Annotated in this window: 11 protein-coding genes and 1 pseudogene; 5 read left to right on the forward strand and 7 right to left on the reverse strand. The window is 68.0% G+C overall.

Translation table 11 applies throughout. The features are described 5' to 3' along the window. The first annotated feature begins 31 nt into the window (after positions 1-31). The 4 genes from MYXE_RS22480 (at position 32) to MYXE_RS22495 (ending at position 3,217) form a co-directional block, all read left to right on the forward strand. Positions 32-1,189 carry an acyl-CoA dehydrogenase family protein gene (locus MYXE_RS22480; RefSeq protein ID WP_085195372.1) on the forward strand — a complete coding sequence of 386 codons (1,158 nt, stop codon included), beginning with the start codon at positions 32-34 and terminating at the stop codon, positions 1,187-1,189. A gap of 108 nt (positions 1,190-1,297) precedes the next feature. After that, entirely contained in the window at positions 1,298-1,732 is a 435-nt protein-coding gene (locus MYXE_RS22485) for an Hsp20/alpha crystallin family protein (protein ID WP_039890499.1), read from the forward strand. Positions 1,733-1,831: 99 nt separating this feature from the next. After that, positions 1,832-2,320: an Hsp20/alpha crystallin family protein gene (locus tag MYXE_RS22490; RefSeq protein ID WP_004571689.1), complete on the forward strand. Its 489-nt coding sequence runs from the start codon at positions 1,832-1,834 to the stop codon at positions 2,318-2,320. Positions 2,321-2,422: 102 nt separating this feature from the next. Further along, positions 2,423-3,217: an alpha/beta hydrolase gene (locus tag MYXE_RS22495; RefSeq protein WP_004571688.1), complete on the forward strand. Its 795-nt coding sequence runs from the start codon at positions 2,423-2,425 to the stop codon at positions 3,215-3,217. On the opposite strand, the gene MYXE_RS22500 is transcribed toward MYXE_RS22495, so the two are convergent. Genes MYXE_RS22500 through MYXE_RS22515 form a run of 4 tightly spaced genes read right to left on the reverse strand, consistent with a single transcriptional unit; the run spans position 3,214 to position 7,350 of the window. Further along, entirely contained in the window at positions 3,214-4,164 is a 951-nt protein-coding gene (locus MYXE_RS22500; protein WP_004571687.1) for an enoyl-CoA hydratase/isomerase family protein, read from the reverse strand. The two genes, MYXE_RS22495 and MYXE_RS22500, sit on opposite strands and share 4 nt — an antisense overlap. Positions 4,165-4,167: 3 nt before the next feature. Continuing rightward, positions 4,168-5,685, reverse strand: coding sequence for a fatty-acid--CoA ligase FadD4 (gene fadD4, locus MYXE_RS22505; RefSeq protein ID WP_004571686.1), 1,518 nt, complete (start codon positions 5,683-5,685; stop codon positions 4,168-4,170). Between the two features lie 34 nt (positions 5,686-5,719). Next, on the reverse strand, positions 5,720-6,787 hold the full coding sequence (locus tag MYXE_RS22510) for an S-adenosylmethionine:tRNA ribosyltransferase-isomerase (RefSeq protein WP_004571685.1): 1,068 nt from the start codon (positions 6,785-6,787) through the stop codon (positions 5,720-5,722). Then, the gene (locus MYXE_RS22515; protein WP_332102254.1) at positions 6,784-7,350 is read right to left on the reverse strand and encodes an SDR family NAD(P)-dependent oxidoreductase; all 567 of its coding nucleotides are present in this window, start codon (positions 7,348-7,350) and stop codon (positions 6,784-6,786) included. Before MYXE_RS22515 ends, MYXE_RS22510 begins: the two co-directional genes overlap by 4 nt. Positions 7,351-7,555: 205 nt before the next feature. Between MYXE_RS22515 and soxR the strand changes: the two are divergent. Continuing rightward, positions 7,556-8,011, forward strand: a pseudogene (gene soxR, locus MYXE_RS22520) (redox-sensitive transcriptional activator SoxR); the annotation flags it as partial. A gap of 33 nt (positions 8,012-8,044) precedes the next feature. On the opposite strand, the gene MYXE_RS22525 reads toward soxR, so the two are convergent. The 3 genes from MYXE_RS22525 to MYXE_RS22535 form a co-directional block, all read right to left on the reverse strand. Next, entirely contained in the window at positions 8,045-9,871 is a 1,827-nt protein-coding gene (locus tag MYXE_RS22525; protein WP_004571682.1) for a phosphoenolpyruvate carboxykinase (GTP), read from the reverse strand. A 116-nt stretch (positions 9,872-9,987) separates the two neighbouring features. After that, on the reverse strand, positions 9,988-11,511 hold the full coding sequence (locus tag MYXE_RS22530; protein WP_232061683.1) for a hypothetical protein: 1,524 nt from the start codon (positions 11,509-11,511) through the stop codon (positions 9,988-9,990). Further along, the gene (locus MYXE_RS22535; RefSeq protein WP_085195374.1) at positions 11,508-12,512 is read right to left on the reverse strand and encodes a hypothetical protein; all 1,005 of its coding nucleotides are present in this window, start codon (positions 12,510-12,512) and stop codon (positions 11,508-11,510) included. Before MYXE_RS22535 ends, MYXE_RS22530 begins: the two co-directional genes overlap by 4 nt. Between the last annotated feature and the right edge of the window lie 44 nt (positions 12,513-12,556).

Genomic DNA, 12,556 nt, shown 5'->3' on the forward strand with positions numbered 1-12,556 from the left:
ACAGATCCTGGCACACGCGGGAAGGTGATCGATGAGCACCGGACTCAACGACGAAGAAGCCATGCTGGTCGCCACGGTGCGCGCCTTCATCGACCGCGAGGTGAAGCCGACCGTGCGCGAGGTGGAGCACGCCAACGCCTATCCCGAGGCGTGGATCGAGCAGATGAAGCGCATCGGCATGTACGGCTTGGCGATTTCCGAGGAGTATGGCGGCTCGCCGGTGTCGATGCCCTGCTATGTGCTCATCACCCAGGAACTGGCCCGAGGCTGGATGAGCCTGGCCGGCGCGATGGGCGGTCACACCGTAGTCGCCAAGCTGCTGTCGCTGTTCGGCACCGAGGAACAGAAACGCCGCTATCTGCCGCCGATGGCCACCGGCGAGCTGCGGGCCACCATGGCGCTGACCGAGCCGCGCGGCGGCAGCGATCTGCAGAACATGTCGACTACCGCCCTGCGCGACGGTGACGAGCTGGTGATCAACGGGTCCAAGACGTGGATCTCCAACGCCCGCCACTCCGGACTGATCGCGCTGTTGTGCAAAACCGACCCCAACGCCGTCCCACGGCACCAGGGGATTTCGGTGGTGTTGGTGGACAATCCGCGTGCGGGCCTGGCACTGTCGCGGGATCTGCCCAAGCTCGGCTACAAGGGCGTGGAAGCCTGCGAGCTGTCCTTCGACGGTTGCCGGGTTCCGGCGGCGGCGATTCTGGGCGGCGTGCCGGGCAGGGGTTTCGCCCAGATGATGAAAGGCCTTGAGACGGGCCGTATCCAGGTGGCCGCTCGCGCGCTGGGCGTGGCCACGGCGGCGTTGGAGGACGCGCTGGCGTATGCCCAGCAGCGGGAAAGCTTCGGCAAGCCGATTTGGCAGCACCAGGCTGTCGGCAACTACCTGGCCGACATGGCAACCAAGCTCACCGCGGCGCGTCAGCTCACCCGTTATGCCGCCGAGCGCTACGACAGCGGCGAGCGCGCCGACATGGAGGCCGGCATGGCCAAACTGTTCGCCTCCGAGGTGGCGATGGAGATCGCATTGAACGCCATGCGTATCCACGGCGGCTACGGCTACTCATGCGAATACGACGTCGAACGCTACTTCCGTGACGCCCCGCTGATGATCATCGGCGAAGGCACGAACGAGATCCAGCGCAACGTCATCACCGCCCAGCTGGTGGCCCGCGGCGGGATCTGAGTACCCGCATCGCGCACCTCCGGCGCACCACCACCGTCCGGAATATGTCGCTAATAGTAGAGGTTATCTGTGCCGGAACGAATAGATTCGATGTCGCTGAAGGAGGTGATGACGATGCTGGCGTTTGACCCGTTCCTGCGTGACTTCGATCGACTCACCCAACAGTTGCTAGGCAGCACGCTGGGTACCGTGAGCCGTCCGGCGGTGATGCCGATCGACGCCTGGCGCGAAGGTGACGACTATGTCGTCGAGCTGGACCTGCCAGGGGTCAAGCCCGACTCCATCGATGTCAGCGTCGAACATGAGGCGGTCACGGTACGGGCCGAACGTCCCGCCGTCACGGAAGACCGTAACTGGGTGGTCGCCGAACGGCCGCACGGTGTGTTCAGCCGGCAGCTATTCCTGGGCAGCGGCCTAGACGCCGACAAGATCAGCGCCAACTACACCGACGGCGTGTTGCGGCTAACCATTCCGGTGGCCGAGGCGGCAAGGCCGCGCAAGATCGCCATCGGCACCGGCAACCAGAAAGCCATCAACGCCTAGGGTGCCGGGTCAGCGGGACGACGGCCGCCCCGTGACGTCGTGCACCGGGGCGGCCCTCGGCTACCCGCCGCAATCGAGCGCTTCAAGGAGGTGACATGCATGCCCAGCCTGCTTCAACCATTCGTCGGTGATCTCGACGGGCTGCCGCGGATGGTCGGTACACCCGCGCATCCGGCGCTGATGCGGATGGATGCCTGGCGTGATGGCGACACCTTCGTCGCCGAACTCGACCTACCCGGCATCAAAGCCGACTCGCTTGACGTCACCGTCGAGAGCGGCGTGCTGACGGTGCGCGCCGAGCGTCGCGAGCCCGGCGACGGGGACCGCACGTGGTTGAGCGCCGAGCGTCCGCACGGCGTGTTCGTTCGCCAGCTTTTCCTCGACGAGCAGCTGGACATCGACAAGGTCAGTGCCGACTACACCAACGGCGTTCTGCGACTGACCATCCCGATGCATCATGCGACCAAGCCGCGCAAAATTGCAATCGAGTCCGGCCGGACCCACGCGGCTCGGCAGCGCTTAACGCCGGCATGGGTGCGTCGATTGCTTCCGCGTGCCAGCAAAGGTCGGCTGACCGCGCGCCGGTGACCTTCTCGCCGAGCCTGCCGGGTGGCCACTTGATGCACGGCTTTTCGGGAAAAGGCCCGCATCGATTGGCCGCTCGGTACTGCGGCGTGTTAGCTGTTGTCGATGCGGCGCTTCGACATTGACGTGCCGCTGCTTGCCTCGGTGCAACGGCGGCTGATCTACTTCCCATCACCCGGGCCGGTGCCGCCCGCCAGCGCGTTGCTGCCCGATGGCCGAGACGTCGTGCTGGACACCGAGGACGGGCTGCGGCTGGGCGCATGGTTCGTGCCGGCCGCACAGCGTGGTGCTGCGGTACTCGTCTGCAACGGCAACGCGGGCGACCGCGCGTTGCGTGCCCCGCTTGCCGCCGCGCTGGTTCGTGCGGGCTTGTCGGTGCTGCTGTTCGACTACCGCGGCTACGGCGGCAACCCCGGCCGACCCTGCGAAGACGGCCTGGCCGCCGATGCGCGGGCCGCGCGAGCGTTTTTGGCCGCGCGCCCGGAAGTCGATCCGGCGCGAATTGCCTACCTCGGCGAGTCGCTGGGCGCAGCCGTCGCGGTCCGGCTCGCCGTCGAGTCATCACCGCGCGCCTTAGTGTTGCGCTCGCCGTTCACGTCGCTGACCGATGTCGGCCGGCTGCATTACCCGTGGCTTCCGGTCAGGGCATTGCTGACCGAGCGCTACCCGTCCATCGACCGCATCGCCGAGGTGACGGCGCCGGTGCTGGTCGTCGTCGGCGAGCGTGACGTGCTGGTACCGGCTGGGCTCAGTCGACGCCTCTATGAAAAGGCTCGTGAGCCAAAGCAATTCCTGTCAGTGCCGGGTGCGGACCATAACAGCCCGCAGCTGCTCGACGGCCCGTTGATGATCGACGCGATCGTGCGTTTCTTTCGAGAACACGGCGTGCTCACCGGCTAGCCGATCGCGTCGACCAGCCCCCAAGTCAGGGCGGTCTCCGGGTCGATGGTCCGGCCTGAAAGCACCAAATACGCAGTGCGCCAACGCCCGATCCGTCGGGTAATACTGACGGTGCCGCCTGCCCCGGGAATCAGACCCAGCCTCAGCTCCGGCAGCCCCAGAACGGCGTCGGGCCGGCACACCACCCGTCCGCAGAACGCCGCCATCTCCAGGCCACTACCCAGTACCTGGCCGTGCACCTCGGCGCGGCAGGCCGGCCCGAGGCGGGCGGTGAGCGCATCGAGCGCCAGCGCCGGGCTGTGTCTGGTGCGGGCCAGATGCGCGCTGGCCGGATCGGCGAACGTGCCGAATTCGGCCAGGTCACCGCCACTGCAGAACGACGGCCCGTTGCCGCGCAACACCACCTCCTGCACCGACGGGTCGAGCTGCGCGACGGCCAACGCCTCAAGCAACGCGGCGCGGGCGTCGGTGGAGAACGCGTTATGGCGCTGCGGCCGGTTGAAGCTGATCCGCAGGGTGTTGCCGTCGCGTTCGGTCAGCACCGGGTCGGGGATGTCGGGCATGCGAGCGGGTCCGCGTTCGGCAAGCCACCGGGCGAATTCCGGGCCGGCCTGCAGCGTGGAGTAGGCCAGCGACTCGGTGACCACTCCGGCCAGCGCGGGTCGCCTCGGGTCGATGCTGCGCAGGACGTCGTCGCAGACCGCGCTGGCCTGCGGCCAGTGAGCGCAGCGTTCGCGGAGTTCGGCCAGGGTCTTAGGCACCGAGTCGACGGTGATCACCCGCCGGTCGGTGCCAGTGTCTTCGGTGATCGTGAAAGTAGCTGTGGTAAGCCATGTTTCGGCGTACGGGGCAGCAAGATCGGTTGCTGAGCCGAACGCGACGATCACCCCGGGCGGTGGTGCGACGTTGACGTCGGGCGCCGCGGACAAGTCGACCACCCGCAGCATGGGCTACGCCGAATACTTCTCGACCAGTTCGCGCTTGAACAGCTTGCCGGTTTCGGTGCGCGGCAGCTGCGCCTCGAACGAGATCGACCGCGGACATTTGTAGTGCGCCAACCGATCCCGCAGCCAGGCCAGCAGCTCGCCGGCGAACTGGTCGGTGGCATCGGCGGGATCGACCGTCTGCACCACCGCCTTGACGCTTTGCCCCATCTCCTCGTCGGGGATGCCGAACACCGCCGCATCGAGCACCTTCGGGTGGGTCACCAGCAGATTCTCGGTTTCCTGCGGATAGATGTTCACCCCGCCGGAAATGATCATGTGATGACGCCGGTCGGTTAGATACAGGTATCCCTGGTCGTCGAGATAGCCGACGTCGCCGACGGTCACCCAGCCGTGTTTGTCTTTCGACGCGGCGGTCTTCTCGGGGTCGTTGAGGTATTCGAAGGCATAGCCGCCTTCGAAGTAGATCTCGCCGGCTTGTCCCGGCGGCAGCTCGTCACCGTTCTCGTCGAGGATGTGCACCACTCCCAACATGGGCTTGCCCACCGATCCCGGATGCTCGAGCCACTCCTCGGCGGTGATCAGTGTCGAACCGATCGCCTCCGAGGAGGCGTAGTACTCGTCGATGATCGGCCCCCACCAGTCCATCATCTGCTTCTTGATCTCCACCGGGCAGGGTGCCGCCGCATGTATAACCCGCTTCAGGCTGGAAACGTCGTACGAATTGCGCACGGATGCAGGAAGTTTCAACATGCGAGTGAACATCGCTGGCACGAACTGCGCGTGTGTGACGCGGTAGCGCTGAATGGCGTCCAAGCAGCCCTCGGGGTCGAATTTCTCCATGACCACGGTCGTTATCCCCCCGGCCTGCACGCTCATCGACCACACCGATGGCGCGGTGTGGTACAGCGGGGCGGGGCTCAGGTAGACCGCGTCAGGGTCTATCCAAAACCCCAGCAGGGCGGACATCATGCCGGGCGCCTCGGCCGGCGAGACATGCGGCAGTTCGCGTTTGATCCCCTTGGGCCGGCCGGTGGTGCCCGACGAGTATTGCAGCAGGTCGCCTTCAAGCTCTTCGTCGATCGGCGTATCTGGTTGGTCAGCAACGCATTCGGGATAGCGAAGCCAACCCGACAAGTCATCGTCGGCGATCATCAGCAGGCGCGGCAGGCCGTGCGGCAGGTGCTCGCCGAGGTTCTCGCATGTCTTGCGCAGCGCGGCCGAGCCGATGATCGCCTGGGCATTGCTGTTGTCGACGATGTAGGCGGCCTCGCCGGCGGTGAGGTGGGTGTTGATCGGCACGTAGTACAGTCCGCTGCGCCGCGCCGCCCACATGACCGCGTGGATGTGTTCGTTGTTCTCCATCAGGATCGCGAGGGTGTCGCCTTCCCGCAGACCGGCGCGCCGGAAGAAATGCGCCAGCCGGTTGGCGCGAGCTTCCAGGTCGTCGAAGGTGATGACGGTGCCCGACGGATGCAGGATGACGGCCGGCTTGTTAGCGCCGAGGTGTTCGCGGATCTGCATGCGCAGACTGTACCGCCGCGAAAATTGACGGGTGTCAAGTGGTCGGGCCGGGCAGGAAGAGCGCGCTGTCGCCGAACTCATGCCAGAGGTAGCCATGCTCGGCGGCTTCTTGGTAGGCCGCGGCCACCAGCTCCGCGCCCGCGACGGCCTCCAGCAGCAACAGGTGGGAGGCGCCGGCCTCGTGCCATCCGGTGATCAGGCCATCGACCACGCGGGCCCGGTGATCCGGACCCAGCACCAGATCCGTCCAGCCCTCGGCCGGCCGCACGATACCGTCCGGGCCCGCGGCGGACTCAAGTGCCCGGGTCACCGTGGTGCCCACGGCGATCACCCGCGACCCGGTGGCGTGTGCCAGGTTCACCAGATGCGCGGTGCGCGACGATACCTCGAACCGCTCGGGCGCGGGCGGCTCGCCCGCCTCGGCCGAAGACACCCCGGCATGCAGGGTGACCGGCGCGATGACCACGCCAGCGGCCACCAGCGCCGTAACCAGCTCGGTGGTGAAGGGGCGTGCCGCACTGGGTATTTCAGCGCTACCCGCATGACGGGCGAACACGGTCTGGTAGTCCCGCAGCGGCCATTGCCGCGGGACGTAGGCATACCGGATCGGCCGACCGTGTAAGGCCAGGTACGCTGCGACGCGGTTGTCGTCGCCTTCGACGATTACCCTGGCCGTCCACAGCCGGGCCCCGGCCACGCCCGCTGCGGGGTAGGAGGCCCCGACGACCAGCGCCCCACCGGCGGGCAGTTCGATGCGCTCGCCGGGCCGGATGTCGCTTAGATGCCCGGTCGCGGTGCCCGCCGGCCGCAATTCCACCACCCACACGTCGTCGGCGCGCGCGGTGGAGAAGTGCACGGTGATCGGGCGGCCGTCGCGCCGAGCGTCGACGGCGGCGGGCAGGGTGGCCGAGTTGTTCACCACCAGCAGGTCACCGGGGCACACATAGTCACCGAGGTCGGCGAAGCGCGCATGGCTGATGCCGCTCGGCCGGGCGACGAGCAGCTTGACCGCGTCGCGGGCGAGCCCGCGAGCTTCCGGCGGCTCGGTGGCGTCGGAGCCCGGCGGTCGCTGAAACCGGGTGATCGGGGCTGCGCGGCTCATTCGTGGGCTCCGCTCACCGCCAGCTCGGCGGCGCGGTAGCGGCCTGCCGCCGGCCGGGTGTCCAGCAGGCGCAGCAGCGCCGGCACCACCGAGCGCGGCTCCGCACGATCGGAGATGTCCTCGCCAGGGAAGGCGGCCTGATGCATCTCGGTGTGCATATCGCCGGGATCGAACGCGTAGACCGGCACGGCCGGAACCTCGGCGGCAAGGATCGCCGAAAGTTGGTCGAGTGCGGCCTTCGACGACCCGTATCCACCCCAGCCCGGGTAGGGCTCGACCGCCGCGTCGGAGGTCAGGTTGACGATGACGCCGCGGTTGGCGGTCAGCGCGGGCAGCGCCGCCTGGATCAGCGCGAGCGGGGCGACGACGTTGGTGTCGTAGACGGCGCGTAGTTCGGTTAGCGGGTAATCGGCCAGCTCCGGTTGGGGGCTGGGCCCGAGCCTGCTGGCATTGTTCACCAGCAGCGTCAGTGCCCCGGCGTCGACCGCGGCAGCCACCAGCTGGTCGCGATGCGACGCGTCGGCCACGTCCCCGGTGAGGGGAATGAATTGCGTCGAGTCCAGTGCTCGGGCCGTCGCTTCTAGTTCGCCGCCGCGGCGCGTCGCCGACGACGGTCCAGTCGCGGTCTAGCAGCGCCTCGGTCAGCGCGCGGCCGAAGCCGCGGGCGGCGCCGGTGACGATCGCAACTGGACGGGTGTTGTCTTGCGTCATACCGGCATACTGGTAGTTAAAGTGAACTTTAAGTCAACCGCGAGTGAGGCAGGTCACATGGAAAGCCGGGATTTGCTCACCGTCGGCGAGATCGCTCGACGCAGCGGGTTCGCGGCTTCGGCGATCCGCTTCTATGAGAACGTCGGGCTGATCACCGCGTCACGCACTTCCGGCGGTCAGCGCCGATTCGAGCGAAACATGTTGCGGCGCTTAGCTTTCATCCGTGCCGCACGCAATGTCGGGCTCAGCCTGGAAGAGGTGGCCGCCGCGCTGGCGAAGCTGCCCGATGGTCGCACTCCGACGCGGGCCGACTGGAATAGGTTGTCCAGGGATTGGCGGGCCCGCCTCGACGACCAGATTGCGGGACTGGTCGCGCTTCGCGACAACTTGGACTCGTGCATCGGTTGCGGTTGTCTGTCGCTGAAGCGGTGCGCGATATCCAACCCGGCCGACTCCGCGGCGATGGCCGGGCCAGGTGCGGTCTACCTGCCGAAGTCGTTGCGGCGCCCGGCGGTGCGCGAGCAGCCCCTTGCTAGCTGCTCGCGGTTATTCGGCCAGCCGCTGCTTGAGCGCCTCGAACTCGTCTTTGACGCCGGTGGGCAGCTTCTCGCCGACGAATTCGAACCACTCCTCGATCATCGGCAGTTCCCTGCGCCATTCGCCGGGGTCGACGGCCAGCGCCTTGGCCACGTCGTCCGGGTCGACGTCGAGTCCTTCCAAGTCCAGGTCTTCAACCGCCGGCACCACGCCGATCGGTGTCGAGCGGCCACCGGCCCTGCCCTCGATGCGGTCAATGATCCACTTAAGCACGCGGCTGTTCTCCCCGAAACCCGGCCACAAGAACTTGCCGTCGCCGCCCCGGCGGAACCAGTTGACGAAGAACACCTTTGGCAGCTTGGACTCGTCATGGTTCTTGCCGATGTTGATCCAGTGCTGGAAGTAGTCGCCGACGTGGTAGCCACAAAACGGCCGCATCGCCATGGGGTCGCGGCGCACAGTGCCCACCTTGCCCTCCGCCGCGGCGGTCTGCTCGCTGCCCATGGTCGCGCCCATGAACACACCGTGCTGCCAGTCCCGGGCTTGGGTGACCAGCGGCACCGTGGTCTTGCGGCGGGCGCCGAACAAGATAGCCGAGATCGGAACGCCCTGCGGGTCGTCCCATTCGGGCGCCAGGATGGGGCATTGCGACATCGGTGTGCAGTACCGCGAATTCGGATGCGCGGCAAGAGTTTCCGTCTCACGGAAGTACCAGTCGTTGCCCTTCCAGTCGGTGAGGTGATCGGGGGTGGGGCCGTCGATGCCCTCCCACCACACGTCGCCGTCATCGGTGAGCGCCACGTTGGTGTAGATCGTGTTGCCGGCGTCGAGGGTCTTCATCGCGTTCGGGTTCGACTTGCGGCTGGTTCCCGGCGCCACACCGAAGAACCCGGCTTCGGGGTTGACCGCGTACAGCCGGCCGTCCTTGCCGAACCGCATCCAGGCAATGTCGTCGCCTAGCGTTTCCGCGCGCCAGCCCGGGATGGTCGGCTGCAGCATCGCGAGATTGGTTTTGCCGCACGCCGACGGGAACGCCGCCGCGATGTAGTACGCCTTGTTCTCCGGCGAGATCAGCTTGAGGATCAGCATATGCTCGGCCAGCCAGCCCTCGTCGCGGGCCATCACCGACGCGATCCGCAACGAATAGCACTTCTTACCCAGCAACGCATTGCCGCCGTAGCCCGAGCCGTAGCTCCAGATCTCGCGGGTCTCCGGAAAGTGCGTGATGTACTTGGTGTCGTTGCACGGCCACGGGACGTCTTTTTGGCCCGGCTCCAGCGGGGCGCCGACCGAGTGCAGGCACTTGACGAAAAAGCCGTCGCCACCGAGCTTTTCCAGCGCCGCCGTGCCCATCCGCGTCATCACTTTCATCGAAACGACGACGTATTCGGAGTCGGTGATCTCCACGCCCAGCTTGGGGTCCTCGGCGCCCAGGGGGCCCATACAGAATGGGACCACCCACATGGTGCGTCCCCGCATACAGCCCCGGAAGAGGTCGGTCATCGTCGACCGCATTTCGGCCGGGTCCATCCAGTTGTTGGTCGGCCCAGCGTCGACCTCGCGCTTCGAGCAGATGAAGGTGCGCGACTCCACCCTGGCCACGTCAGACGGATCAGACAGCGCAAGGTAGGAGTTGGGGTGCTTGGCCGGGTTGAGCCGCTTGAACGTGCCCACCTCGACGAGGTGATCGCAGAGCCGCTGCCATTCTTCGTCGGAGCCGTCAGCGAAGACCACCCGGTCCGGCTGAGTCAGCTCGGCGACCTCCTCCACCCAGGCCAACAGGCCCTGATGATTCGTCGGCGCGGTATCGAGACCGGGAATGGTCGCTGAGGTCATAAGAAAACTCCTGCTCACGTGTCGTCGCGGACGTTTTTCGTCCCTGGCGTTCGCGGTGGGTCTAAATACAGGCTATCGCGGGCGACTTATCCAGGATGGTCTGGGCAGGTATCAGCTCACTCACAGGAACGATTCAGATGAGCCGCACTCGCCGTTCGCGGAGTTTGCTCGGTCGGGTTAGGCTCCGGCCGAGGCTGGCTCGATTCGCCCAGCTCGCGTCGCACCGCGTCCAGGGCCGCCCGCAGCGTCGGCATCTCGCGGTCACGTAATGCGCTGGCCCGCGCCGCGGCCACGGCGTGCTCACGCAGTTCGGTGTCGATCGCTTTCAGCCGCGTGGCGACGCGAGCGTTCTCAAGCTCGTCCTGCTCGCCCAGCGCGGCGCTCAGCGCGCTTTCGGCGGCCAGCACCCGGGTGGCCACCAGCTGTTCGACCGTCGAACGGAGCCACGAGGTGGCCTCCCCCACCCAGCGGTCGAGCACCGCGCGGTCGTGCAGCAATCCTCGCGTGCCCACCACCCACACGGTGACCGCAAGCCCGATCGCCACACACGCCACGACCCCGGCCGCGGTCAGCCCGGGCGCCAGGTTGGCAAGAAGCCGGCTGACCGTCAGCGCCACCCCCAACCCGAAACCGGCGCCCAGCAACGTCATCAGCCGGGTCTCCAGCCGTCGCGATGTCAGCGGCGGCGCCGCCACATCGATCCTGGGGGGCTCAGGGGCGGCGGGCAGTTCCACGGCCAGGCCCAACACCGCGACCACGTCGGTCAGGTGCCGGCTGCTCCCGTCGTTCACCTCGGCAACCACGTCGCTGAACCGCTCGCGGGCGTAGGTTTCGAACTCCGGTAGCTTGCGGCGGGTCAGGCCGGCCGCGTCCTCCTGCAGTTCGCTGCGCACCGAGGCGCAGCGATTTCGTGCGAAGTAGGACAGCTGGACGCGGGCCTGCTGGATTTGGCTGCGCAGCGCGATCGTGCGCTCGGATTTCGACAGCCGTCGCTGCCGCAGCACCGCCGTGCGCTCTTCGCGCAGGGCGGCCACCCGGGCCTGTCGGCCCACCCCCTCGGCGTCACGCTCATACCGGCCGGCAATCGCCTGCAGCCGAGATTCCCAGGCGCGCAACCGGTTTCGTCGTACCAAGTCCGTATCGGCGAGCTGCTTTTGGACCTCGGCGACCAAGTCGTCGACACGAGGCTCGCCGGCTTGGGGTGCGGCGGCCACCCCCACCCACGGCACGTTGCGGTAGCGCGTCGCATGCGCGATCAGCGCGTCGCGGTCGACTGTGATCATGTCGCGCCACTTGTGGTGCACATCGATCTTGGACACTGCCCCGATCACCAGGTCGGTATCGGCGGCCGCCGCATCGAGCAGCGCACAGTCGGACGGAGTCAGCGCGGCGGCCGCGGAGACGACGAACACCACCGCCAGCGGGACCTCGCCGGCCGCCAAATCCGCCGACTCGACGAACGTGTGCTCGGGCAGCCGCTCGCGCAGCGCCGCCGCCACACCGGTGACGCCCGCCAGCCAGGGGCCGGTCACCAGCACCACCTCGCGGCGCTGCACACCCGGCGCCGACAGCCGCGGCCCGATCGCACCGACCAGCGCGTCGACCCTGGCGACCGGATCCTCGTGCGCCGACTCGCTCACGGCGCACCGCCGGCCTGCGACCACAACCGCAGCGATCCCCGGGCGATGTCCGCGGCGCACCGGCGGTGCAGGCCCGGTCCCGGTCGACGGCTGTGGCGCTGCCATTTCACGGCCCGCCGCAGCTGGGCCGCCCGGTCGTCGCCCGGCTCGACGTGCAGGCCGGCGGCTTCGATGACGTCGATCGCGGCGGCCATCCGGGCCAGCACGGTGTCGTCGCGGCGCAAGAAGTCGCCGATCCGCTGGTCGCCGACCGCCATTGCCTGCAGTTCGTCGAACACGTCCAGGACGCGCCGGTAGCGCACCTCAGCGCCCGCCGCGCCGATGCGCTTGACGACGGTGTCGACGCAACTGGCGCCGCGCAACAGGGCGTGCACCTGCGGCGGGGAGCTGCGCCGGCGCGCCGCGGCGACGGCCAGCCTGAGGCCGAACAGGTCGAGAGTGCCCACCAGCCGCTGGCGTTCGGCGCGCGGCACGGGGTGCGCGCTGGCGAGAAACGCCTCCGCGGAGCCCAGGTCGGCGGGGTGAGCAGCCAGCAGCTGCACCGCGGCCCACAGGCTGTCGCGCACCAAACCGTGGACCGCTGTGACGGCCAGCAGTCCGACCATCGGCTCGACCGTTGCCCCGGCGAGCGCGGACAGGCGCGCGCAGTGGCTGCGCGCCGCCGCGAGCCGCTCGCCGCCCGCCGATCCGAGCAGATCCGCCTTGTTCAGCACCACCAGTACCGGCTGCCGCGCCGCCGCGACGGCGTCTCGGTCCTCCGGCTTCACCACCTCGGCGACGACGCGGACGCTCACGTCCGCGGCCGCGGATGCGGCAAGTTCGATTCCCGCACCGGCCAAGGCCCGCGCGACTGTGCGGCGGCCAACCCCGCGACGACCGTCGACAGCCACGCGCAGCGGCGCCGCGATCCGCTGCGCCATTGCAGTCAGCCGCGGCTCGCCTGCCTCGTCGGCGAATCGCGCCAGCTCATCGACGAAAATCTGGTGCCCCTGGACGTTCATGCCCTGGAATGGTGGCATCTGCGCCGCAGCGACGCGAGCCACGC

The organism is Mycobacterium xenopi (assembly GCF_009936235.1).
Classification (GTDB): Bacteria; Actinomycetota; Actinomycetes; order Mycobacteriales; family Mycobacteriaceae; genus Mycobacterium; species Mycobacterium xenopi.

Excerpts from the sequence above, each read along its gene's own strand:
- MYXE_RS22480 (WP_085195372.1), top strand. The coding sequence starts at position 32 with ATGAGCACCGGACTCAACGACGAAGAAGCCATGCTGGTCGCCACGGTG.
- MYXE_RS22485 (WP_039890499.1), top strand. The coding sequence starts at position 1,298 with ATGACGATGCTGGCGTTTGACCCGTTCCTGCGTGACTTCGATCGACTC.
- MYXE_RS22490 (WP_004571689.1), top strand. The coding sequence starts at position 1,832 with ATGCCCAGCCTGCTTCAACCATTCGTCGGTGATCTCGACGGGCTGCCG.
- MYXE_RS22495 (WP_004571688.1), top strand. The coding sequence starts at position 2,423 with ATGCGGCGCTTCGACATTGACGTGCCGCTGCTTGCCTCGGTGCAACGG.
- MYXE_RS22500 (WP_004571687.1), bottom strand. The coding sequence starts at position 4,164 with ATGCTGCGGGTGGTCGACTTGTCCGCGGCGCCCGACGTCAACGTCGCA.
- fadD4 (WP_004571686.1), bottom strand. The coding sequence starts at position 5,685 with ATGCAGATCCGCGAACACCTCGGCGCTAACAAGCCGGCCGTCATCCTG.
- MYXE_RS22510 (WP_004571685.1), bottom strand. The coding sequence starts at position 6,787 with ATGAGCCGCGCAGCCCCGATCACCCGGTTTCAGCGACCGCCGGGCTCC.
- MYXE_RS22525 (WP_004571682.1), bottom strand. The coding sequence starts at position 9,871 with ATGACCTCAGCGACCATTCCCGGTCTCGATACCGCGCCGACGAATCAT.
- MYXE_RS22535 (WP_085195374.1), bottom strand. The coding sequence starts at position 12,512 with ATGAACGTCCAGGGGCACCAGATTTTCGTCGATGAGCTGGCGCGATTC.